Source organism: Rhodanobacter sp. FDAARGOS 1247 (assembly GCF_016889805.1).
GTDB lineage: Bacteria > Pseudomonadota > Gammaproteobacteria > Xanthomonadales > Rhodanobacteraceae > Rhodanobacter.
Map to the genome: position 1 here is coordinate 2,278,626 of NZ_CP069535.1, position 20,963 is coordinate 2,299,588.

24 protein-coding genes are annotated in these 20,963 nt (G+C 67.2%); 12 read left to right on the forward strand and 12 right to left on the reverse strand.

Annotated elements, in window-relative coordinates; all coding sequences use genetic code 11:
• Window positions 1-168 precede the first annotated feature (168 nt).
• A complete protein-coding gene (locus tag I6J77_RS10390) occupies window positions 169-666 on the forward strand; it encodes a hypothetical protein (protein ID WP_056718205.1) in 498 nt (165 codons plus the stop codon).
• A 4-nt stretch (window positions 667-670) separates the two neighbouring features.
• On the opposite strand, the gene I6J77_RS10395 is transcribed toward I6J77_RS10390, so the two are convergent.
• Together I6J77_RS10395 and I6J77_RS10400 are read right to left on the reverse strand one after the other, a co-directional pair.
• Window positions 671-1,432, reverse strand: a complete 762-nt coding sequence (locus I6J77_RS10395) for an ABC transporter permease (protein ID WP_204108915.1) — start codon at window positions 1,430-1,432, stop codon at window positions 671-673.
• Complete coding sequence (locus tag I6J77_RS10400; protein WP_204108916.1) at window positions 1,429-2,355, reverse strand: ABC transporter ATP-binding protein; 927 nt, start codon at window positions 2,353-2,355, stop codon at window positions 1,429-1,431. The genes I6J77_RS10395 and I6J77_RS10400 overlap by 4 nt, the downstream gene beginning before the upstream one ends.
• Window positions 2,356-2,506: 151 nt before the next feature.
• Here I6J77_RS10400 and I6J77_RS10405 point away from each other — a divergent pair, with 151 nt between their 5' ends.
• Complete coding sequence (locus I6J77_RS10405; protein WP_204108917.1) at window positions 2,507-3,727, forward strand: FAD-binding oxidoreductase; 1,221 nt, start codon at window positions 2,507-2,509, stop codon at window positions 3,725-3,727.
• Window positions 3,728-3,834: 107 nt separating this feature from the next.
• The gene (locus tag I6J77_RS10410) at window positions 3,835-4,368 is read left to right on the forward strand and encodes a lipocalin family protein (protein WP_204108918.1); all 534 of its coding nucleotides are present in this window, start codon (window positions 3,835-3,837) and stop codon (window positions 4,366-4,368) included.
• Window positions 4,369-4,380: 12 nt separating this feature from the next.
• Here I6J77_RS10410 and I6J77_RS10415 read toward each other — a convergent pair whose 3' ends face one another.
• Window positions 4,381-4,881, reverse strand: coding sequence for a nuclear transport factor 2 family protein (locus I6J77_RS10415; protein ID WP_204108919.1), 501 nt, complete (start codon window positions 4,879-4,881; stop codon window positions 4,381-4,383).
• Window positions 4,882-5,028: 147 nt separating this feature from the next.
• Between I6J77_RS10415 and I6J77_RS10420 the strand changes: the two genes are divergently transcribed.
• Both I6J77_RS10420 and I6J77_RS10425 read left to right on the forward strand, forming a co-directional pair.
• A complete protein-coding gene (locus I6J77_RS10420) occupies window positions 5,029-5,496 on the forward strand; it encodes a MarR family winged helix-turn-helix transcriptional regulator (RefSeq protein WP_056718210.1) in 468 nt (155 codons plus the stop codon).
• 82 nt (window positions 5,497-5,578) lie between these two features.
• A complete protein-coding gene (locus tag I6J77_RS10425; protein WP_204108920.1) occupies window positions 5,579-6,004 on the forward strand; it encodes an organic hydroperoxide resistance protein in 426 nt (141 codons plus the stop codon).
• A gap of 46 nt (window positions 6,005-6,050) precedes the next feature.
• Here the strand turns inward: I6J77_RS10425 and I6J77_RS10430 are convergent, their stop codons facing one another.
• On the reverse strand, window positions 6,051-6,527 hold the full coding sequence (locus tag I6J77_RS10430; protein ID WP_204108921.1) for a PepSY domain-containing protein: 477 nt from the start codon (window positions 6,525-6,527) through the stop codon (window positions 6,051-6,053).
• A 242-nt stretch (window positions 6,528-6,769) separates the two neighbouring features.
• Between I6J77_RS10430 and I6J77_RS10435 the strand changes: the two genes are divergently transcribed.
• Together I6J77_RS10435 and I6J77_RS10440 are read left to right on the forward strand one after the other, a co-directional pair.
• Window positions 6,770-7,984: an HD-GYP domain-containing protein gene (locus tag I6J77_RS10435; protein ID WP_239308920.1), complete on the forward strand. Its 1,215-nt coding sequence runs from the start codon at window positions 6,770-6,772 to the stop codon at window positions 7,982-7,984.
• 78 nt (window positions 7,985-8,062) lie between these two features.
• Window positions 8,063-9,307 carry a bifunctional diguanylate cyclase/phosphodiesterase gene (locus tag I6J77_RS10440; protein ID WP_204108922.1) on the forward strand — a complete coding sequence of 415 codons (1,245 nt, stop codon included), beginning with the start codon at window positions 8,063-8,065 and terminating at the stop codon, window positions 9,305-9,307.
• A 15-nt stretch (window positions 9,308-9,322) separates the two neighbouring features.
• Here I6J77_RS10440 and I6J77_RS10445 read toward each other — a convergent pair whose 3' ends face one another.
• On the reverse strand, window positions 9,323-9,667 hold the full coding sequence (locus tag I6J77_RS10445; protein WP_056766253.1) for a zinc ribbon domain-containing protein YjdM: 345 nt from the start codon (window positions 9,665-9,667) through the stop codon (window positions 9,323-9,325).
• Window positions 9,668-9,782: 115 nt separating this feature from the next.
• Here I6J77_RS10445 and I6J77_RS10450 point away from each other — a divergent pair, with 115 nt between their 5' ends.
• On the forward strand, window positions 9,783-10,148 hold the full coding sequence (locus I6J77_RS10450) for a VOC family protein (RefSeq protein WP_204108923.1): 366 nt from the start codon (window positions 9,783-9,785) through the stop codon (window positions 10,146-10,148).
• Window positions 10,149-10,191: 43 nt separating this feature from the next.
• Here I6J77_RS10450 and I6J77_RS10455 read toward each other — a convergent pair whose 3' ends face one another.
• Entirely contained in the window at window positions 10,192-11,673 is a 1,482-nt protein-coding gene (locus I6J77_RS10455) for a carbohydrate-binding protein (RefSeq protein WP_204108924.1), read from the reverse strand.
• A 657-nt stretch (window positions 11,674-12,330) separates the two neighbouring features.
• On the opposite strand from I6J77_RS10455, the gene I6J77_RS10460 reads away from it, so the two are divergent.
• The gene (locus I6J77_RS10460; protein WP_204111462.1) at window positions 12,331-13,209 is read left to right on the forward strand and encodes a DMT family transporter; all 879 of its coding nucleotides are present in this window, start codon (window positions 12,331-12,333) and stop codon (window positions 13,207-13,209) included.
• A gap of 14 nt (window positions 13,210-13,223) precedes the next feature.
• Here I6J77_RS10460 and I6J77_RS10465 read toward each other — a convergent pair whose 3' ends face one another.
• From I6J77_RS10465 to I6J77_RS10475, 3 genes are all read right to left on the reverse strand, one after another.
• Complete coding sequence (locus I6J77_RS10465) at window positions 13,224-13,793, reverse strand: 2'-5' RNA ligase family protein (RefSeq protein WP_239308922.1); 570 nt, start codon at window positions 13,791-13,793, stop codon at window positions 13,224-13,226.
• Window positions 13,794-14,062: 269 nt separating this feature from the next.
• Entirely contained in the window at window positions 14,063-14,329 is a 267-nt protein-coding gene (locus I6J77_RS10470) for a DksA/TraR family C4-type zinc finger protein (protein ID WP_204108925.1), read from the reverse strand.
• Between the two features lie 39 nt (window positions 14,330-14,368).
• Window positions 14,369-15,133, reverse strand: coding sequence for a hypothetical protein (locus I6J77_RS10475; RefSeq protein ID WP_204108926.1), 765 nt, complete (start codon window positions 15,131-15,133; stop codon window positions 14,369-14,371).
• A 131-nt stretch (window positions 15,134-15,264) separates the two neighbouring features.
• Here I6J77_RS10475 and I6J77_RS10480 point away from each other — a divergent pair, with 131 nt between their 5' ends.
• On the forward strand, window positions 15,265-17,025 hold the full coding sequence (locus I6J77_RS10480; RefSeq protein WP_204108927.1) for an acyl-CoA dehydrogenase family protein: 1,761 nt from the start codon (window positions 15,265-15,267) through the stop codon (window positions 17,023-17,025).
• A 44-nt stretch (window positions 17,026-17,069) separates the two neighbouring features.
• Window positions 17,070-17,486: an OsmC family protein gene (locus tag I6J77_RS10485; protein ID WP_056718222.1), complete on the forward strand. Its 417-nt coding sequence runs from the start codon at window positions 17,070-17,072 to the stop codon at window positions 17,484-17,486.
• An 85-nt stretch (window positions 17,487-17,571) separates the two neighbouring features.
• On the opposite strand, the gene ubiM is transcribed toward I6J77_RS10485, so the two are convergent.
• Entirely contained in the window at window positions 17,572-18,783 is a 1,212-nt protein-coding gene (gene ubiM, locus I6J77_RS10490; RefSeq protein WP_204108928.1) for a 5-demethoxyubiquinol-8 5-hydroxylase UbiM, read from the reverse strand.
• A gap of 85 nt (window positions 18,784-18,868) precedes the next feature.
• The gene (locus I6J77_RS10495; RefSeq protein WP_204108929.1) at window positions 18,869-19,108 is read right to left on the reverse strand and encodes a hypothetical protein; all 240 of its coding nucleotides are present in this window, start codon (window positions 19,106-19,108) and stop codon (window positions 18,869-18,871) included.
• A gap of 293 nt (window positions 19,109-19,401) precedes the next feature.
• On the opposite strand from I6J77_RS10495, the gene I6J77_RS10500 reads away from it, so the two are divergent.
• Complete coding sequence (locus I6J77_RS10500; RefSeq protein WP_204108930.1) at window positions 19,402-20,061, forward strand: glutathione S-transferase family protein; 660 nt, start codon at window positions 19,402-19,404, stop codon at window positions 20,059-20,061.
• A gap of 71 nt (window positions 20,062-20,132) precedes the next feature.
• Here I6J77_RS10500 and I6J77_RS10505 read toward each other — a convergent pair whose 3' ends face one another.
• Window positions 20,133-20,957 carry an alpha/beta hydrolase gene (locus I6J77_RS10505; protein ID WP_239308924.1) on the reverse strand — a complete coding sequence of 275 codons (825 nt, stop codon included), beginning with the start codon at window positions 20,955-20,957 and terminating at the stop codon, window positions 20,133-20,135.
• Window positions 20,958-20,963 lie beyond the last annotated feature (6 nt).

The window sequence follows — 20,963 nt, forward strand, 5'->3', positions numbered from 1 at the left end:
TGCTCCCGTTCCCCTTCGGCGCATGAAAGACGCGCCGACGCAGCCCATCGTTTCTGATAACAAGGGGGTCACGCAACGATGACGTTGCGACGACAAAGATGGGCGCGGCAAACCCGCCTTGCCCGTGCCGTCCGCAGGGGCGCCATGCCGGAAGTGGAGGGACACTCCATGAAAACCCGATGCGTATTCAGCACCCCCGACCTGCTGGCAGCGCGTGCCGCGATGGCCGCGGCGCGACAAGCCGGCGTGGACGACCACGACATCTCGCTGGTCGCCCGCGAAGACATCGAGCTGGAAAAGATCCCCGATCACCTGATGCAGGGGCGCAACGACTTCTACCCCGCCGCCGTGCGCGGCGGCGTCTGCGGCGGCGGCACCGGCCTGCTGCTCGGACTCGTCGCGGTCGCCGTGCCGCCGCTGGGCGTGACGCTCGCCGGCGCCGCGGCGATGACGATTGCCGGCGCCGCGTTCGGCACCTGCATCGGCGAGATGGTCGGCTTCGAGGTGCCCGATGCGGTCAGTCGCAAGTTCAAGGACGAGATCGCGGCCGGGCGCATCCTGGTGGTGATCGACGCCAGCAAGGAGCAACTGGGCGCCGCCGAACCGGCCGTGGCCCGTACCGGCGCCACGCTGCTGCCGTTCCATGCGCATACCGCGCTGAGCTGAACCGTCAGGCCTTCAGCCGGTAGCCGCTGCGGAAGATCCACCACACCGCGGCCAGACAGATCGCGAGAAACACCAGGGTCATGCCCACGCTGACACCCACGCTCACGTCGGACACGCCGTAGAAGCTCCAGCGGAAACCGCTGATCAGGTAGACCACCGGATTGAACAGGGTGACCTTCTGCCAGAACGGCGGCAGCATGTGGATCGAGTAGAAGCTGCCGCCGAGGAAGGTCAGCGGCGTCACGATCAGCAGCGGCACCAGTTGCAGCTTCTCGAAATTGTCCGCCCAGATGCCGATGATGAAGCCGAACAGGCTGAAGGTGAGCGCGGTGAGCAGCAGGAACGCCAGCATCCACAGCGGATGTTCGATCTGGAACGGCACGAACAGCCGCGCGGTGACCAGGATGATCAGCCCGAGGATGATTGACTTGCTCGCTGCCGCGCCCACATAACCGGCCACGATCTCGAACGCGGACACCGGCGCCGACAGGATCTCGTAGATCGTGCCCACGAACTTCGGGAAGTAGATGCCGAACGAGGCGTTCGAGATGCTCTGCGTCAGCAGCGACAGCATGATCAGTCCCGGCACAATGAAGGCCCCGTAGCTGACCCCGTCGATCCCGTTCATGTGCGAGCCGATCGCCGCGCCGAACACCACGAAGTACAGCGAGGTGGAGATCACCGGCGAGACGATGCTCTGCAGCAGCGTGCGCCAGGTACGCGCCATTTCGAACAGGTAGATCGCACGGATGGCGTAGATGTTCATGCGCGCTCCCTCACCAGGTTCACGAAAATGTCCTCCAGCGAACTCTGGCTGGTCTTGAGGTCCTTGAAGTCGATGCCCGCCTCGCCGAGCCGCCGCAGCAGCACGTCGATGCCGGTGTGCTCGCCTTGCGCGTCGAAGGTGTAGACCAGCTGGCTGCCGTCGGCCGACAGCTCCAGCGCATAGCCGGACAGCGAGGCCGGCACGCTGTCCAGCGGGCTCTGCAACTGCAGGGTCAGCTGCCTGCGGCCGAGCTTGTTCATCAGCTCGGCCTTGTCCTCGACCAGGATCAGCTCGCCCTTGTTGATCACCCCGATGCGGTCGGCCATCTCCTCGGCCTCATCGATGTAGTGCGTGGTCAGGATGATGGTGACGCCGGTGTCGCGCAGCGCGCGCACCATCGCCCACATGTCGCGGCGCAGCTCCACGTCGACACCGGCGGTGGGTTCGTCCAGGAACAGGATCTGCGGCTCGTGCGACAGCGCCTTGGCGATCATCACGCGGCGCTTCATGCCGCCGGACAGGGTCATCAGCCGGCTGTCCTTCTTGTTCCACAGCGAGAGCTCCTTCAGCACCTTCTCGATGTGCGCCGGGTTCGCGCTCCTGCCGAACAGGCCGCGGCTGAAGCTGACCGTGTTCCATACCGTCTCGAACGCGTCGGTGGTCAGCTCCTGCGGTACCAGGCCGATCTTCGAGCGCGCCGCGCGATAGTCGCGCACCACGTCGTGACCATCGGCCAGCACCGTGCCCTCGCCGGGATTGACGATGCCGCAGATGATGCTGATCAGGGTGGTCTTGCCGGCACCGTTGGGTCCGAGCAGGGCGAAGATCTCGCCCTGACGGATTTCCAGGTTGATGTCGTTCAGTGCCTTGAAACCGGAGGCGTAGGTCTTGCTGAGTTGCTTTACGGCGATGATCGGCGGCACGCACATGTCCTGGCAACGATCGGGGAACGCGCATGGTATGCCGGTGGCGATGGCCAAGGCCAGCCCGCCAGTCCGGCAGTTCCGCTCACGAGCCGAAGACATCGGACACCCGACGCTGCGCCATCGAATCGGCGCGCCAGGGTCAACGGGTATGGATCTCAAAAGCGGCTATCCGTTCTGGGCGATCAGCAACGGCCTGATGCATGCGTTCCCACCGTTGCGGCAGGACACGCGCTGCGACGTGGTAGTGATCGGCGGCGGCATCACCGGCGCCCTGATCGCCCATGAACTGGTCGCGGCGGGACACGACGTTGTCGTGGTGGAACAGCGCGACATTGGCTGGGGCAGTTCCGCGGCAAGCACGGCACTGTTGCAGTACGAAATCGACACGCCGATGAGCGAGCTGGCGCGGCGTTACGGCGAGGCCGATGCGGTACTTGCCTACACCGCCTGCGCCGAGGCGATCCCGCGCCTGGGCACGCTGGCCCGTGAGGTGCGCGACGTCGGCTTCGCGAAGATGCACAGCCTCTACTACGCCAGCCGCCGCCGCGATGTCCCGGCGATGCAGGACGAACTCGCGCTGCGTCGCAAGCACGGCCTGGCCGTGGAATGGTTGTCGACCGACGCGCTCCGTGGCGACTACGGCATCGAGGCGCCAGGCGCGATCCTCAGCCGGCTGGCCGCCCGCATGGACCCGTACCGGATGGCCAACCGGCTGTTCGCCCGGCTCGAACGCCGCGGCACGGCCGTGTTCGATCGCAGCACGATCCATTCCATCGAAGCGGGCAGCCAGGGAGTCACCCTGCGCAGCAGCGACGGCATCCGCCTGCGCGCGAAACACGTGGTGGTCGCCGCCGGCTACGCCAGCCAGCAATGGTTGAAGACACCGGTGGCACGAAACCGCAGCAGCTACGCCTTCGTCACCGATCCGCTCGATCCGGACGCGTTGCATGGCCTCGCCGACACCATGGCCTGGGAAACCGCCCGCCCCTACCTGTATCTGCGCAGCACCGCCGACCACCGCCTGCTGGTCGGCGGCGAAGATGACGCTATCGACGTGCCGGCCCTGCGCGATGCACGGGTCGACCGCAAGGCGCGCAAACTAGTGGGCAAGGTGGCCAGGGCCATTCCCGGCCTCCGGCTGACCCCCACCTTCGCCTGGGGCGGCACCTTCGCCGAAACCGATGACGGCCTGCCGTTCTTCGGGCCGCATGCGCAATACGGGCCGCGCGTGCATTTCGCGATGGCCTATGGCGGCAATGGCATCACTTACAGCATGCTGGGCGCGGAGCTGATCCGCGCACTGATCGAACGGCGCAGGCACCGGTTGGCATCGCTTTTCTCGTTCGCCCGGCTGGAGCGCAAGCCATGACGTACCCGCCAGCCGACGAGGCGACCCTGGCCATTCCTGCCCGATACCCGCATCCAGTGGCACTTCCGACACGCAGCATGCTCTGTCGCACCTTGCCGGCATCCGCCATGCCCTTCCTGCTTCTGTTTCTCGCATCGCTGGCCTTCGCCGCACCCGTCGCGGCGGCCACCTTGCCGAACGAGCCGGTGCGCTCGCTCGACCTCAACCACTACGCCGGCCAATGGCACGAGATCGCCCGGTTGCCGATGTATTTCGAGCGCAAGTGCCTGGACGGCGTGACCGCCAAGTACACGCCGAACGCCGACGGGACCGTGCGCGTGGACAACACCTGTCGCACCCGCAAGGGCCGGATGTCGGTCACCGGCGTGGCCCGGATCAAGGACGGCCAGCCCGGGGCGCTGGAGGTGCGCTTCGCCCCGGGCTGGCTGAGCTGGCTGCCGGTGACCTGGGCCGACTACTGGGTGATCGAGGTGGACCCGGACTACCAATGGGCGGTGATCGGCAGTCCCGGCCGGAAACATCTGTGGATCCTCGCCCGCAAGGCGTCGATGGACCATGCGCTGTTCCGGACGCTGAAGGAACACTCGCGCCAGCGCGGCTACGACGTCGACCAGCTGATGATCACCGCGCCGCTGGAGTGACCTGCCACGCCTTCATTGCGGGTGCACGGCACCCAGCGGGCTCGGCGCGCAACCGACCTTCTGCACCGTGTAGCTGATGCCGGCGATGCGCCAGCCATCGGCGGTTCGCGCCAGGCTGAAACTGTCGATGCCGCAATGGGACAGCTTGCCATCCAGATGGAAGTCGTACGGCGCCCAGACCTGGGCAAGATTCCCCTGCACGGTGACCTGCGCATCCCAGATGCGCTCGAGGAAGGCTTCCTTGCGCTTGGACAGCGTGTCGAGATAACCGGTATCGGCCTCGATCCGCAGCTTGCCGTCGGGCAGCAGCACCACGAAGTTGGCACCGGGCAGGATCAGCCGGCGCGAAGCTTCCACGTCATGCCGGGCCATGGCCACAAACAGCGCATCGACCGCGCCCAGGGCCTCGCGCTGGGCCGCGCTGTACGTTTCCCCGGCGTGGACACTGGCTCCACCCAGCGCCACGGAGGCGGCAACCGCGAGTGTCGCGAACCTGCTGATCCGGAAGTCCATGCGTAGTCCCCTGGGCTGCTGCGTGGATGCCGGAACCTCTGGCGGCACCGGCGGGGCCACAACTCTACTCCAGCCGCGCGATGCGGCTGCAACTTCGCGAACAAGATCGCTTGCAAACGAATAGTACGCTATGTAATATGCGCAGCCATGAAAGCCGCCCGCACCACCACGAAGCCTGCCGCCAACGCCGTACCCCGGCTGGATGCGCAATTGTGCTTTGCGCTCTATTCGGCCGGGCTGGCCATGAACAAGGTGTATCGCAAGCTGCTCAAGGCGCTCGACATCACCTATCCGCAGTACCTGGTGATGATGGTGCTGTGGGAGGACGAAAGCCTCAGCGTGTCGGAAATCGGTGAACGCCTGTTCCTCGACTCCGCCACCCTGACCCCGCTGCTCAAGCGGCTCGAATCCGCCGGCCTGGTGACGCGGCTGCGCTCGCGCGATGACGAACGCCACGTGGTGATCTCGCTGACCGCCCGGGGCAAGGCGCTGCAGGGCAAGGCCGGCAAGGTGCAGGAATCGATCTTCTGCGCCACCCGCTGCGCACCGGAGCAGCTGATCCATCTCAAGCAGGAGTTGCAGGACCTGCGCCGCAAGCTGTCCACCGAGGACTGATCGCCATTCGCTTTTCATCATTCAAATAGCGCGCTATTTGATAGCACACAAACATTACTCCACCCCAACCAAGGAATCCCCCATGTCCATCGAAAAAGTCCTGTATCGCTCCAAGGCCACCGCCACCGGCGGTCGCGACGGCCGCGCCACCTCCTCCGACAACGTGCTCGACGTCAAGCTGACCACCCCGAAGGAACTGGGTGGAGCCGGGGGTGACGGCACCAATCCGGAACAGTTGTTCGCCGCCGGCTACTCGGCCTGCTTCCTGGGCGCGATGAAGTTCGTGGCTGGCCAGCAGAAGCTGCAGCTGCCAGCCGACACCCGGGTCACCGGCCAGGTCGGCATCGGCCCGATTCCCACCGGCTTCGGCATTGAGGTCGAGCTGACCATCACGATCCCCGGCATGCCGCGCGCCGAGGCCGAGGCATTGGTGCAGAAGGCGCATATCGTCTGCCCCTACTCGAACGCCACCCGCAACAACATCGACGTGACGCTGACCATCGCCTGAGTCACCGGCCGCGGCAGGCCGTATTCCAGCCTGCCGCGCCGACGGGTCAGAACAACAGCAGCAACAACGGCACCACGACTCCGGCGCCGAGCACCGCACCGAATACCGCGGGGCGGCGGGTGAAGCGCCACGCCATGTACAGCCCGCTCGACACCGACACCAGCAGGCCCAGGGCGACCAGCGCAAAGAACACCTTCATCGGCCACAGGTTCTTCTTCGCTGGCCGAGCCGCCTCGTCGCGCACCCGCGGTTGCGCGACCGGCGTCGGTTGCGCCGTGTTGCCGGCTGCCGTGGCCGGGGGACGCCGCCGCTGCGGCATTTCCAGGGTCTGCTTCTTGTGCAGTTGCGCCGCACTGGCCAGCCATGCCGGTGGCGCGTAACTGCTGCCGCGCGAGCTCTCGTGCAGGCCGAACACCTGCAGCCCGCCCGTGATGGCGAGAAACAGCAGCATCGGCGCGGTGAACACGCCCAGATGCAGATGGATCGAACGGAAGGTACGCAGGAGTCGGTGAGCAGGCGACATACGGGCACGAGGGTTCTGGACAAGGAGTTGCACTGTAGTGGCGACACTCGGCCAGGCCAATGGTCGATCGACGCACGCATGACCACTCCGCATCCACGCATCCTGCGCGACATGCCTCATTGGCATCCGCACGCAATCCCCTGCTAGGCTGCCGGGTGTTGCAGGAGGCGGAAAGTCTGCCGCCGGGCCATTCGGCCAGACCATCGGCTCGCCCCATTCCAGCCAGCCCATCGGGACCATGCGTGGCCTTTGAGATCGAAGAACAGCGCATGGACGTCCACGCCCTCCGGCTTGGCATGTACGTGTGCCGGCTCGACCGGCCGTGGGAAGAAACCTCTTTTCCCCTGCAGGGAGTGGGGTTGGCCAGCCCCGAGGATCTCGCCGCCGTCCGCGCGGTTTGCGAATACGTCTACATCGACCTTCGCCGCCAGGTGCCGATAGCGCCGCGACCGGCACTGACCCGCACCAGCCTCTCGGGGACCCGCTTCAAGGACACCGTCCAGTACGCCGACAGGACTCCGGTCGAGGAGGAAGCGCCGCGGGCGCACGCCGCGCTGGACAACGCCGGCGAGATGGTCGACCGGATCTACGAAGACATCGCCAGCGGCCGCGAGCTCTCGGTGGAGCGCGTGGAGCAGGCAGTGCGACCGCTGGTGGCCAGCGTGCTGCGCAGCGCCGATGCATTTTTCCTGGTCGAGGGCTTGCGCCGGCATGACAACTATTCGTACAGCCATTCGATCGGTTGCAGCGCGCTTGCCGCCGCGTTCGGACGGCACATGGGCTTCGCCGAGGAAACCATTCTCAGCCTGGCCGCCGGCGGCCTGCTGATGGACGTGGGCAAGACCCGCGTTCCCGAAAGCCTGTTGCGCTACCCCGGCTCGCTCTCGCCCGCCGAAGTGGACGTGGTGCGCTCGCACGTCGCGGCCGGGCTGGCGATCGTCTCCGAGTCGGACATCACCGACCAGGACGTGCTCGACATCCTGCGCAGCCATCACGAGCGCCATGATGGCAGCGGCTATCCCGACGGCCTGGCCGGCAACATGATCCCGATCACCGGACGCATGCTCGGCATCATCGACACCTACGACGCGATGATCAGTCCGCGCCCCTATCGTCCGGCCATTTCCCGCCACCATGCGCTGCGGCAGATCTACGCCACCCGCAACACGCTGTTCCAGGCCGAGATGATCGAGCGCTTCCAGGTCTGCCTCGGCGTCTACCCGACCGGGTCGCTGGTGGAGCTGAGCACCGGCGAGGTCGCCGTGGTGATGGCGCAGAACCAGGTGCGCCGGCTGCGCCCCAAGGTCGTCGTGCTGACCCGGCCGAACAAGCAGCCGCTGGAGGATTTCCATCAGGTCGACCTGATGCAGCAGGGCCATGACGCCGCGGTGGACATCGTGCGCAGCCTGGTCGCCGGCGACTATGGCATCGACGCCGCCGGCCTGTTCCTGAAATGACGCAGCTGCGATGATTCGTCCGTGCCACGGGTTCGCGCTCCACCCGTCCCCAAGTTTCCAGGCCGCGTTGCCATCGACATGCTGAATCGGGATGCCCTGTTTGCCGCGATCGAGGAACAGATCGCCGCCTGCGCCGAAACGGGCGGGCGTTTCGCCGTGCTGATGCTGCGTGCCCGCGGCTTGCGCCAGATCGCGTTGCGCTTCGGTTACGCGCAGGGCGAGCACGCCGGCGAGGTCGCCCATGAACTGATCGTGCGGTCGCTGCGCCCCGCCGACCGGGTCTTCCGCGCCGGCGACGACAGCTACGCCGTGCTGTTGCCCGACATGCTGAGCCGCAACCACGTGCTGCTGGCCAGCGCGCGACTCAGCCAGGCCTTCGAGCAGCCGCTGCACGGCGTGGAATCGCCGTGGCAGTTGCGCGCGGTGATGGGCATCGCGCTCTACCCCGAACACGGGCAGGACGCGGACCTGCTGTGCCGCCGCGCCGCGATGGCGCTGGACGAAGCGCAGCGCCGACGCGAGTCCTGCCAGATCTACCAGCCGCACGACACCCAGGTGGAGATTTTCTACGAGGAACTGCGCGACGCCATCGAGGCAAACCGGCTGCAGGTGTATTTCCAGCCGGTATGCGAACTGCAGGCACGACGCCTAGTGGCCGTCGAATCGCTGGCACGCTGGACCAGCCCCCGCCACGGCGCGGTGTCGCCGGCCAGCTTCGTGCCGTTTTCCGAACAGAGCGACCTGATCTCGATGCTGACCCGCTGGAGCATCAACGCCACCCTGCGCCACGCCGCGCCGCTGTGCGCGAAGGGTGGACTGGACTTTGCCATCAACCTCTCGCCGCAGGCCTTCTCGCGGCCCGGCATGGTCGAGCAGTTCCGGGGCGCACTCGACATCTGGGGCGTGGCGCCCACCTCGGTGATCGCGGAAGTCACCGAGACCGCGCTGGCCGCGGACCTGGAGTCCAGCGTGCAGGTGCTGCGCCGGCTGCGTGACATGGGCGTGCGCATCGCCATCGACGATTTCGGCACCGGCTACGCCTCGATCTCCTACCTGCGCCGCTTCCCCGCCACCGAACTGAAGATCGACCAGTCACTGATCGGCTCCATGCAGGACGATCCGCACACGACCCGACTGGTCAGCGCGATCATCAACATGGCCCACCACCTCGACCTCGCCACGATTGCCGAAGGCATCGAGAACCAGGCCACCGAGGACCTGCTGGCCGGCATGGGCTGCGATTTTGGCCAGGGCTACCATCTCGGCATGCCGGAAGCGGCAGCCGATTTCGTGCAGCGCTTCCAGGCCTCGCCCCCGGACTGACAGCGGGCAGCGACCTCAGGCCTTCTTCAGGAAGCACACCTTCAGCACCAGTCCCTTGATCTTGTCCGAGCTGCCTTCGATGTGCTCGTCGTCGCCATCGACCAGACGGATGTTGCGGATCACCGTGCCCTGCTTCAGCGGGATCGATGAACCCTTCACCTTGAGATCCTTGATCACCGTCACGGTGTCGCCGCTGTTGAGCACGTTGCCGTTGACGTCGCGCACCACCAGCGCATCGCCACCCTCCCCGTTACCCGACGCGATCGGCCACTCGTGGCCGCAATCGGCACAGATGTAGTTGTCGCCGTCGGGATAGGTGTTCTCCATCGCGCAGGACGGACAGGCGGGAATATCGGACACGGAACGCCCCTGAATCAGGTAATCGGGCCGCGATTATAGAGGCATCGGGCGAGCCTTCACGCTGTCGACATGGACAAGGCGCTAAATCTTGCGCCAACACCCGCGGAGAAACATCATGACTTCCCACCAGGTTCTCGCCACTGTTGCCGTGAGCGATTTCGCTGCATCCAGCGCCTGGTATGCCCGCCTGTTCGGACGGGGCCCGGACGACACACCCAATGCATCCTGCGCCGAGTGGCAGATCGCCAGGCGCACGCGCATCCAGCTGCTGTCGAGGAACGAGCTGACCGAAGCGCCCTGCCACGCCGGCGCAACGTCGGTCGGCATCATGGTCGAGGACCTGGACGAAATCCTGCATGACCTGCAGGATCGCCACATCGACGTGCCCGCCCCGCAACTGGCCACGCACTTCGTGCGTTTCGCGCCGGTGTGCGATCCGGACGGCAACATGGTCACCTTCGTCGAATCGGCGACGTCCTGAAAGCTGGCGGACCGGCATCCGGCCGGTCCGCCAGCTCCTGTGGCTACTTGCCCAGGTCCTGCAGGAACCGCTTGCTGTACTGCAGCGGCGTGGTGCCGTTCACCGAATTGCAGATCGGCGATGCCGTGCCACCACCGCCCGCGCACGGCGTGTCGCGATCCAGCGACCAGAAGTGCACGCCGGCCATGCCCTGGTTCACCGCGTAATTGACCACGGTGTCCACGTCGGAAATCCGGAACACTTCGCTGCTGACGTCATTCACGCCGATCATCGGGGTCAGCTCGATGCGACTGGCGGGAATGCCGTAGGTGTGCTGCAGGTTCAGCGCCGCCTGGATCGCCGACTGGCCCATGTCGCACTGCCCGTTCGACACCACGCACACGCCGGGGCTCGCCGAACCGAAGTCCATCACCATCAGGTTGATCGTGTAGTTCGGCAGGTTGGCCGCCTTCACCGCGCGCACCACCATGTCGCCGACGCCGTTCAACCCGCCGTAGCTGCCGTCCGATGCAGCCAGCGTGGCCAGCGTGAACGAGAAGCGCAGGCTCGGATACAAGGTGTGCGCGTACGCGGCGTTGGCGATCAGGTTGTTGATCTGCGCCTGTGACTGGGCGCCTTCGATATCGAAGTCCAGGCCAACCATGTACGGCGAGGCGTAGCGAGAAAGGAACTGCGCCATGCCTGCCGCCGAACCGCAGGTGAAGCTGCCCGCCTGGCCGCCGGTGGAAACCACATAGCTGATGCCCGCGTCGACCAGCGGCTGGATGTTGGCGCTGGCGAAGCTCGCCGCCGGGATGCCGCCCCAGCTTTCGCTGCCGCATTCGCCGGAAGCGAACGCGAGGGTGACCGCACCCAGATTCGGCAACGCGGTGGACACCAGGCTGCCGCTGCCCACCAGCGGAATCGCCGTGCCGGTGACCGCGGTGCGCATCACGTTGGTATTCCAGTTGAGGTTGATGGTGACGTCCTTGTACGGACTGAACAAAAAGCCCTCGGCGGGCGGGTTCGGCGTGCCCGGATCGCCAGGGTCCCCCGGATCACCGGGATCGCCCGGGTCCGTGGTGCCATCGCAACTGCCCTGGGCAGTCCACGGCTGGCCGGTACCGGTCGGTCCGCTGTGCGTGGCCGGGTCATCGCCCTGGGTCCACCAGTTGGCCTTGTAGTTCACCCCGTTCTCGCTGGCCAGGCTGCCGCCGCCATAAGCGGTCGCCGCATTCCATGCCGCGTCGCAACCACCCGACGCGGGCGGGTCGGTGGGCGGCGGATCGGTCGGCGGAGTGCTGCCGCCGCAACTGCCCTGCGAGGTCCATGGCTGACCCGAACCGCCGGGCCCGCTGCTGGTCGCCGGGTCGTTGCCCTGGGTCCACCAGTTGGCCAGGTAGTTGTTGCCGTTCTCGCTGACCACGCTGCCGCCGCCATAGGCGGTCGCCGCATTCCACGCCGCGGCACAGGCGGGCGCGGATTGCGCGTGTGTCGCCCGCAGCGGCACTGCCGCCAGCAGGGCCACCGAAAAGCACGTGCCCATGGCACTGCCCAATGCACTCAAAGCCAAGCCGGACCACACAGCCGATCGTTTCGCAAACATGAGATGTCTCCTGTCGGGACTACATCGCTACGGGTGGGTTGTCAGGACAGGCCTGGCGACGCTCCGGTCAGCCATGGGCGGGGGAACCCGGTGTCCTGCTGCCTCCTTGCTCGCTACCGCTTCTTATGGACGTGCTGTCCCGTCATAGACTCGAATGACAACGTTGTCTATCAGACTTTTTCCAAACTGTGACGGGGAACCGCCCGCAGTGATCCGGCCTTGGCCCCAGCCATCATCAGGCCGTGAGCTTGCCTCACGTCGCGAGGAGGTGATGAAACCTCATGTGGATTGACAACGTTGTCCACCAAGCGCCGAGGAATCATGAAACGCCCTCGCCGACGTCGGGACTGCTTAGCGGCAGCGGCCTCCGGCGCGATCGCACGTCGGCACCACCTCACCGATCGCTGCAAGGCCGAGTCCGGGTGCTGCGCCATGACTGCGGGACATCCGGCAACACGCCATGGCACGGCGACTGCGATGCGAAGCCGGTCGGAACTTGCAGTACCATGCGCGCCACTCTTCGCTTCCTGCGGCACGCTCCTGGAAACGACACCCACCCCGTCATCCCCCGTCACGGCGCTGCCATTGCGCGCCGTCATGCTGATGCTGGGCAGCGCCAGCCTGTTTGCGCTGATGGCGGTCTGCATCCGCCTGGCCTCGGCCCAGCTGCATCCGTTCCAGATCACCTTCTTCCGCAGCGGCTTCGGCGCCCTGTTCGCGCTGCCCCTGCTGCACGGCCACGGCTGGCAGCTGCTGCGCACCCCGCGACTGGGTTTCTACATCGTGCGCTGCGTGCTGGGCATGGGCGGGATGCTGGCCGGGTTCTGGGCGATCGTGAACCTGCCGCTGGCCGAGGCCGTGGCGCTGTCCTATTCGTCACCGCTGTTCGTCACCATCGGCGCCGTGCTGTTTCTGGGCGAAGTGGTGCGCATGCGGCGCTGGAGCGCGGTGGTCGCCGGCTTCATCGGCGTGCTGGTGATCGTGCGGCCGGGCAGCGATGCGTTCACCAGCGGCAGCCTGGTCGCCCTGCTGGCGGCCGCGCTGACCGGCGCGGTGACGATCAGCATCAAGTCGCTGACCGGCAGCGAACCGGCCGACCGCATCGTGCTGCTGACCACCCTGCTGTGGATTCCGCTGTCGCTGCCCGCCGCGCTGTCGGTATGGCAATGGCCGCACGCGGGGATCTGGCCATGGCTGGTGCTGTCCGGCGCGCTGGGCACCGGCGGCCACTTCTGCTGGACGCGTGCGCTGCGCCTGGCCGACGCGTCGCTGCTGGCTCCGTTCAGTTACCTGCAGTTGTTGATCGTGGCGGTGCTGGCCTGGTGGATCTTCGGCGAGGCGGTGGATCGCTACACCGCGGCAGGCGCCGCCATCATCATCGCGGCCAGTCTGTACATTGCCTGGCGCGAACATCGCCTGGCGCGCGAACGGCGCCAGCAGGTGGCACCGGTGACGAGCGCCGAGCCGTCGATCTGACCGGGGCCGCGCGGTCAGTAGGCGTCAGGCAACTCGGGTAGGTCCGGCATGTTGGCCAGCTCGTCCAGCAGATTGATCGACGGCTGTCCCGACGCCTCGGCCAGCGGCCAGCGCCCCACCACCTCGAAGCGTGATTCGCCGAAGAAGCTGCGGATCAGCACGAACTCGCAGGCGCGCCACTGGATCGGCACCACCGATTCCTCGATCGCCTCGATGGCGGCGCCATGCAGCAGGCTGACATGCGGCAGGAAGCTGGACACCCCGCTGACCTGCAGGCCCGCGCGGGCCTGCCCCGCCGCAATCGCCTTGCGCAGGCCCAGCGCCGCCTCGGCGGTGGCGCTGTCCGCGCACAGCACGAACGGAAACTGGCCGTCGCGGGCGGTGAACCGCATCGCCGCGTCTAAGGTGGCCAGGAACCCTTGCTCGTGCACTTCGTCGCCGGCGGCAAGCAGGGCCTGCTCCAGCGGTTGCCGCAGTCGCTCGGGCTTGCCCATCGGGCACAGGGTCAGGTGCAGGCTGTCGACGCCCACCGGCGTGCCGCCCATGCGGTGGGTCTTGCGAAAACGCTCGCCCACGCCAGCCATCGCGGTTCGCGCGCACTCGTCCGGCAGCAGGGCAAAAAAATAGTTGATGCCAGCTGCAAGTCCGCAAGGATTCGACGGATTGGAAATGATGGTGTCCCCCTGGTCACGCCGGCAGCGCTTCGAACGCTGTCGCCAAGCTTACCCAAACTGGCGGCTGCAATCAGGTCGACCCGTCGTCAGTCCGGCAACCTGCGGAGCTTGCCCCGCGCCGGGCAGTCGCACAAGCGTCTTCCGTCGCGATGGCCCGTAGCCCGCCACCACCCAGGCAGCTAGCGCAACTGGCTGTCCTTGCTGCCCCGGCGATTGTACGGGCCGCTGCTGCGCTGTTCCGCGTCCTGCGCCTGCTGGCAGGTCACGCACAGGCGCACGCCGGGCACGGCCTGGCGCCGCGCTTCGGGAATCGGCGCCTCGCACTCCTCGCAGTGACTCAGCCCCGGGCCTCGCCGCAGCTGCTGGCGCGCCCGTTCCACCGCGTCGCTGACGGTGGCGTCGATCTGATCCTGCACGGCGCCGTCGCCGGCCCAACCGGTTGCCATGGCTTGCCTCCGCGAGACTTCAGGGCGGGCACCGGCAGCTCAGTGCGCCTTCGCCCGCAAACCCTGGATATATCCCAGTTCCCCCAATGACTTGGGTTCGCCGGGGACCAGTTTCAAGCAGCCCTGGTAGGCCTTGGTCGCCTCGTCGAGGCGGTGCAGCTCGACCAGGGCATAACCCTGGCCACGCAGCGCCACGCACTTCAGCTCGGTGGTCGCTTCCGGGGTGGTGCCGCTGATCTCCGCAGTCCCCTCGGCTTCCTGATACAGGGCCAGCATCCGGTTCCAGTCCCCGCTGCGCTGATAGGTGAACGCCAGCTCGTTCTTGTACTGGCTGTCCATCGGCGACAGGGCTAGCGCCTTTTCCAGCTCGGCCCGCGCATCCGCGTAGCGGGCCATTTCACTGTACGCATAGCCACGCGCCCAGTAGGCCAGCGCCCAGGCCGAACTGATCACCTCTACGGGTACATCCGCCTTGCCATTGACCGTCTTGCTGCCGAGGGTGGCGTAGATCAGCGCATCGCCCAGGCCGCGGGCGCAGAACACCATGCCCGCCCTGCCCTTGTAGAGCGCCTCGTACTTGTCGATCACCTCGTTCAGGGGGCCATCGATGGCCAGCTGGATGCGGCCAGCCTGGATCATCTCCAGGGCGCCCAGCACCTTCTTCATGTCCGCATCGGCCCCCGGCTTGCCCGCGGCATCGACGTTCAAGGTGATGGTGCTGGCCGGCTTGACCGCGGCGTGCGGCGCGCAGCCGGCCAGCATGGAAGCCGCGACCAGCGCGGCGAAGATGACGAAACGTTGCATGGACTTCCCCTGTTCAGATGCACGGCCAGCATAACCCGTCGGCTTGCGTGATCGGCCTGCGGCGATTGGCGTCATGGTCAGGCGCGCCACAGGTGCCAGAATGCCGCTTCAGCCCCAGCCCGGAGAACGCCGTGAACACGCCCTTGCCCGCCACCCCCGCCTTGCGCAGCGAGCACAGCGTCGCCAAGCAGCTGTTCCTGGGCAACATCCTCGAAGAGAACCTGTTCCCGTATCCGGAAATCCGCGCCCGCGACCGGGAAATGCTGGGCGCGATGACCGACGCGATCGACCAGTTCCTCGCCGACAAGACCGCCGAGCTGAAACAGTACGACCGCGACGCCGAGCAGCCGGCCGAATTCATCCAGGCGCTGCGCGAGATGGGCCTGTTCGGCCTGATCATTCCCGAGGAGTTCGGCGGGCTGGAACTTTCCAACGGCGCCTATGCCCGGGTGCTGGGCCAGACCTCCAGCCACGACAGTTCGGTCTCGCTGACCATCGGCGCGCACAGCTCGATCGGCATGAAGGGTCTGCTGCTGTTCGGCAGCGACGAACAGAAGCAGCGCTACCTGCCGAAGCTGGCCACCGGCGAGATGATCGCCGCGTTCTGCCTCACCGAATCCGGCGCCGGTTCCGACGCCGCCTCGATCCGCACCAGGGCCGTGCGCAACGACGACGGCAGCTGGACGCTCTCGGGCGAGAAGATCTGGATCACCAACGGCGGCATCGCGGACTTCTATACCGTGTTCGCCCGCACCGACACGCCCGAGGGCAGGATCACCGCCTTCATCGTGGAAGCGGCATGGCCCGGCGTCAGCCACGGTCCGCACGAGGACAAGATGGGCATCCGCGCATCAAGCACCACCACGGTGGCGTTCGCCGACGTGCAGGTGCCGGCGCAGAACGTGCTGGGCCCGGTCGGCAAGGGCTTCAAGGTGGCGATGAGCATTCTCAACTCGGGCCGCACCGGCCTGGGCGGCGGCGCGGTGGGCGGCATGCGCTCGCTGATCCGCCTGGCATGCGCCCAGGCCAAGGAACGCAAGCAGTTCGGCCAGCCGATCGCCGAGTTCGGCCTGGTGCGCGAGAAGATCGCCCAGATGACGATGGACTGCTTCGCCGCCGAAAGCGCGGTGTGGATGGTGGCGCACCTGATCGACGCCGGCGGCAGCGACTATTCGGTCGAGGCGGCGATGAGCAAGGTGTTCGCCAGCGAAGCGGTGCAGCGCGCGTCCTACGAAGCGCTGCAGATCGCCGCCGGCAACGGCTTCATGCGCGAGTTCCCGTACGAGCAGATCACCCGCGACACGCGCATCCTGTCGATCTTCGAAGGCACCAACGAGATCCTGCACCTGTACATCGCACTGTCCGGGCTGAAGGACGTGGGCACCGGGCTGAGCGAGCTGAAATCCGCCGTGGGCGAGATCTTCAACGACCCGATCAAGGGCTTCGGCGTGCTCGGCAGCTACACCGGCCGGCGCATGCGTGAAGCCACCGGCTACGGCATCGATCGCATCGCCCACGAACTGTCGCCGCGGTTGCGCAAGGTCGCGGCGACCTACGAGAAGTACACGGTCGAGCTGTCCAAATCGTCGGACCAGTTGCTGCGTCGCCATGGCAAGAAGGCCACCGACATGCAGCACGCGCAGAAACGCCTGGCCGACATCGCGATCGACCTGTTCGTGGGCCTGTGCGTGCTGTCGCGTGCCGACAGCCTGGAAAAGAAATCGCACCCCGCCGCGGCGCAGGCCGTCAGCATCGCCGAGATGTTCGCCAGGCAGGCGCGCCGGCGGATGGCGCGCAACGTGCGCGGGCTGGAGCGCAACGAGGACGCCGCCGTAGAGCAACTGGCCGGCGCCGTGCTGGCCAACGATGGCTACATGTGGGACGTGATCTGAGTGCGCCCGCCAAGCTTGCCTTCCCTGCCGCAGGAACCATGCCGATGACCATCTACTCCGTCCACGCCGTCACCGGACAAACGCCGTACACGGTGAGTTTCACCGACGACCAGGGCAATGCCTGGCTGGCCGACGAACCGGTCGAGGATGGCGGTGCCAATGCCGGGCCGGCGCCGCACCGCCTGCTGCTGTCGGCGCTGGGCGCCTGCACCGCGATCACCCTGCAGATGTATGCCGCGCGCAAGCAATGGCCGCTGCGCCGGGTCGGCGTGGACCTGCAGTTCAATCCCGAAGGCACGCCGGCCAGCGGCAACGACATCACCCGCGTGATCACCCTGCAGGGCGACCTCACCGACGAGCAGCGCGAACGCCTGCTGCAGATCGCCAACGCCTGTCCGATCCACAAGGTGCTGACCGGCGAAGTGCGCATCGCCAGCAGCCTGGCCAGCTACCCCGCCTGAGCAGGCCGGCTCCGGCCATGGCCGGTGAAGAAAACCACTGCCTGTGGTTTTCTTCTGTCGCTTCGAGGTTGAAAAGTCACCACTCTCAGGTCGAGCGCCGGCGCAACAAGACGGGGACGCCGGCCGACTCGGCGGTGAGCCCCGACATCACCAGGCGCTTGAACGGCCCCAGTCGCGCGCCCGCGCCCAATGCCAGCTTGCGCAACACCCGCGCTGGGCGGCGGTCGTCGGTGTACAGGCCGGCCAGCATCCGGGTGGCCAGATACAGCGGCCGGGTGGCCAGGCGATGCCGGCGCTCATAGCGCTGCAGTACCGATGCCTCCCAGAACGGCCGGCCCGCGGCCATCGCGGCGCGCATTTCGCCCGCCAGCGTGTCCTGTCCCAGCAGGCCGAAATTGAAGCCGTGCGCGGTGAGCGGATGCATGCCCACCGCGGCGTCGCCGATCAGCGCGAAGCGCTCGGCCATGAAGCGCTGCGCATACACCCCGACCAGCGGATAGGCGCAGCGCGGGCCGGCCACGCGCATCGCGCCCAGGCGCTGCTCGAAACGTTCGGCCATGGCCTGTTCCAGCGCCGCGTCGTCCAGCGCCAGCATCTCGCGCATCGCCGGCGGCGACAGGGTCAGCACCACCGACGAGGTGTGCGGATCGTGCAGCGGCAGCAGGGCCAGGGTCTGGCCATGGCCGAACCATTCCCACGCCACCTGTTCGTGCGGCATCTCGTGGCGCATGCGCAGCACCAGCATGGTCTTGCCGAAATCATGCAGGTCGGCGCCGATGCCCATGGCCCGGCGCGTGTCGGAGAAGCGGCTGTCCGCCGCCACCACCAGCTGCGCGCGCAGCGTCTGGCCATCGGCCAGCTCGACCTCGGCGCCGTCGCGACCGGTGCGCACCGTGCTCACCTGGACGCCGGTGATCCGTTCCACCTCCGGCAACTCCATCACCTCGGCGTACGCGGCGCGCCGGATCGCGTGGTTGGACAGCAACCAGCCCAGCTGCGGCTTGCCCGCCTCGTCGTGGCGGAACATCAGCCCCTCGCGGTCGTCGCCGTCGAGCACCATCGCGTCGCGCAGCGTGCCGATCTCCTCCTCGCGCAGGCGCGCCCACAGGCCCAGCTCGCGCAGCAGGCGTTGCGAGTGGTGGGTGATCGCGATTTCGCGACCGTCATCCGGCGGCGCGATCAGGCCGGCTTCGGGCTGGCGCTCCACCAGCGCGATGCGCAGGCCGCTGCCTTTCAGCGAGCGGGCGAAACACAAGCCGGCGGGGCCGGCGCCGATGATCACGATATCGCAAGACATGGCAGGTACTCCGGAGAAAAGGCCCGCGCGTCGACGCGCGAGCGAACGGCGCGCGATCAGCAAAAGGCGTTTGTGTCGATGCGGTTCAGCCGCTGCAGCCGCCGCAGCAGATCGTCGGCTGTTGCGCGACCTGTGCGGGCGCCACCGTCCAGCCGACCTGCCCCAGCACCTCGACCAGGTCGGTGACCGTGGCCGAGGACGATATGCGCATCACCAGTCCGCTCATGTCCAGGTCGACCACGGCCGTGGGATCGACCTCGAACAGCGCGTCCTGCACCACGCCGGGCTCGGGGGACGCGTCGACCAGCGCAATATGAAATTCCATCGAAGTTCCTCGCTACACCGACACCTGGCCGGTGTCGCCGGTGTCGATCGTGGTCGCCCCGCCGCGGCGTTTCCTTGATCGCGGTCAAGCCCGGTCGAGACAGACGGCGATCCGTTCCACCGGCGGCGCCACTGCTGCCTGCGCGAATCCGGCACGCCTCGCAGCCGCTGATGCAGCGCGACCTTTCCTGGGGCAATCCGGGACGTACCGATGCCAGCAGGGTCGAGCATGGCCTGTCGATTCCGCCCACCTTCGTTCGTCGCCTTCGCGTATCCCCAGCCAGGTGCTCCACCATGACCCTCAAGCTCTACGCCCACCCGTTCTCGTCCTACTGCCAGAAGGTGCTGATCGCGCTGTACGAGAACGACCTCGCCTTCGAGTTGCGCCTGCTCACCCCGGACGGTGCCGAAACCGACCACGAATTCACCGCCTGGTGGCCGCTGCGGCGCATGCCGTTGCTGCGCGACGGCGAACGCAACGTGGTCGAATCCAGCATCATCATCGAGTACCTTGGCCAGCAGCATCCCGGTCCGCAGCGGCTGATTCCCGAGGATGCCGAAGCCGCGCTGGAAGCGCGTTTTCTCGACCGGTTCTTCGACAACTACGTGCATACGCCGCTGCAGAAGATGGTGTTCGACCAGTTGCGCCCGGCCACCGAGCGCGATGCCCGCGGCGTGGAGGAAGCCCGCCGCATGCTCGACACCGCCTATGCCTGGCTCGATCACAAGCTTGCCGACAGGCACTGGGCCACCGGCGGCGGTTTCAGCCTCGCCGACTGCGCCGCCGCGCCCGCCCTGTTCTACGCCGACTGGGCGCACCCGATCCCCGCCGCCTTCGCAAACCTCGTCGCGTATCGGCAGCGCCTGCTGGCGCGTCCCTCGTTCGCCCGCGCAGTGGACGAGGCGCGCCCCTACCGCTCGTACTTCCCGCTCGGCGCACCTGACCGCGATTGAGCCCACGCGCGCATGCACGAGCGAAGTCGATGCGCAGGGCGGGCCGTGCCCGCCCTGCGGAGCGAGAACCGCTACTTCGGCGCGAACAGCTGGCGGAATATCGCGGGTGACGCGCCGCGATAGATGGTGGCGTGTTTCAGTTCCGGCCACGGCTGGTAGTACCAGCGCAGCCCGCGCGGCGCGTGCTTGCGCAGGGCTTCCCGCAGCAGGCCGCCGCCGCTCTCGTCCAGACCATCGTCGCCGGCGCTGGCCACGTACAGGGTCGACGCCAGTGATGGCTGCGCCTGCAGTCGCGCCGCGGCACCGCGGGCCAGCGCGATGTCGTTCCACCACAGGCTGGGGCTGAGTGCGATCCAGGTGTCGAACAGCTTCGGCTGCGCGAAGAACGTCTCGACCACGAACAGGCCGGCCAGCGATTCGCCGACGATCGCGCGATGGCCGTCCGTGCGATAGCGACGCTGCACTTCGGGCATCAGCTCGTCCGCCATGAAGGCGCGAAACGCGGCCGATCCGCCCACGCGCGGCGCGATCTCGCGGTCGCTGGCCAGCGTGGTCGGGCCGGTCATGTCGCGCCGGCGTTCGGTGTTCTCGATGCCGACCACGATCATCGGTCGCATCGCGCCGGCCCGGATCGCCGCGTCGACGTCGGCGGCCACGTGCGGGAAATCCTCCTGCAGCCCGCCGTCGGGCATGTACAGCACCGGGTAACGGGCGTCCTTCGCCGTGGGGTACGCCGGCGGCGTGTACACGTTGATGTGCCGCGCCTCGTGCAGCACTGCCGAATCGATGTTGAACGACGCATGCGCCGGCATCGCGACGTCTTCGGCAGCGGCGTGGCCCGCGACGACCAGGCCCAGCAGCAACAACAGGACTCCCCGCGTGGGACGCCGCTTCATGCCAGG

Coding starts and splice junctions, on each gene's coding strand:
- I6J77_RS10405 (WP_204108917.1), top strand. CDS start 2,507: ATGGATCTCAAAAGCGGCTATCCGTTCTGGGCGATCAGCAACGGCCTG.
- I6J77_RS10390 (WP_056718205.1), top strand. CDS start 169: ATGAAAACCCGATGCGTATTCAGCACCCCCGACCTGCTGGCAGCGCGT.
- I6J77_RS10475 (WP_204108926.1), bottom strand. CDS start 15,133: ATGCAACGTTTCGTCATCTTCGCCGCGCTGGTCGCGGCTTCCATGCTG.
- I6J77_RS10495 (WP_204108929.1), bottom strand. CDS start 19,108: ATGGAATTTCATATTGCGCTGGTCGACGCGTCCCCCGAGCCCGGCGTG.
- I6J77_RS10460 (WP_204111462.1), top strand. CDS start 12,331: ATGCTGATGCTGGGCAGCGCCAGCCTGTTTGCGCTGATGGCGGTCTGC.
- I6J77_RS10425 (WP_204108920.1), top strand. CDS start 5,579: ATGTCCATCGAAAAAGTCCTGTATCGCTCCAAGGCCACCGCCACCGGC.
- I6J77_RS10455 (WP_204108924.1), bottom strand. CDS start 11,673: ATGGGCACGTGCTTTTCGGTGGCCCTGCTGGCGGCAGTGCCGCTGCGG.
- I6J77_RS10420 (WP_056718210.1), top strand. CDS start 5,029: ATGAAAGCCGCCCGCACCACCACGAAGCCTGCCGCCAACGCCGTACCC.
- I6J77_RS10470 (WP_204108925.1), bottom strand. CDS start 14,329: ATGGCAACCGGTTGGGCCGGCGACGGCGCCGTGCAGGATCAGATCGAC.
- ubiM (WP_204108928.1), bottom strand. CDS start 18,783: ATGTCTTGCGATATCGTGATCATCGGCGCCGGCCCCGCCGGCTTGTGT.
- I6J77_RS10485 (WP_056718222.1), top strand. CDS start 17,070: ATGACCATCTACTCCGTCCACGCCGTCACCGGACAAACGCCGTACACG.
- I6J77_RS10395 (WP_204108915.1), bottom strand. CDS start 1,432: ATGAACATCTACGCCATCCGTGCGATCTACCTGTTCGAAATGGCGCGT.
- I6J77_RS10415 (WP_204108919.1), bottom strand. CDS start 4,881: ATGGACTTCCGGATCAGCAGGTTCGCGACACTCGCGGTTGCCGCCTCC.
- I6J77_RS10430 (WP_204108921.1), bottom strand. CDS start 6,527: ATGTCGCCTGCTCACCGACTCCTGCGTACCTTCCGTTCGATCCATCTG.
- I6J77_RS10505 (WP_239308924.1), bottom strand. CDS start 20,957: ATGAAGCGGCGTCCCACGCGGGGAGTCCTGTTGTTGCTGCTGGGCCTG.
- I6J77_RS10465 (WP_239308922.1), bottom strand. CDS start 13,793: ATGGCTGGCGTGGGCGAGCGTTTTCGCAAGACCCACCGCATGGGCGGC.
- I6J77_RS10410 (WP_204108918.1), top strand. CDS start 3,835: ATGCCCTTCCTGCTTCTGTTTCTCGCATCGCTGGCCTTCGCCGCACCC.
- I6J77_RS10440 (WP_204108922.1), top strand. CDS start 8,063: ATGCTGAATCGGGATGCCCTGTTTGCCGCGATCGAGGAACAGATCGCC.
- I6J77_RS10450 (WP_204108923.1), top strand. CDS start 9,783: ATGACTTCCCACCAGGTTCTCGCCACTGTTGCCGTGAGCGATTTCGCT.
- I6J77_RS10500 (WP_204108930.1), top strand. CDS start 19,402: ATGACCCTCAAGCTCTACGCCCACCCGTTCTCGTCCTACTGCCAGAAG.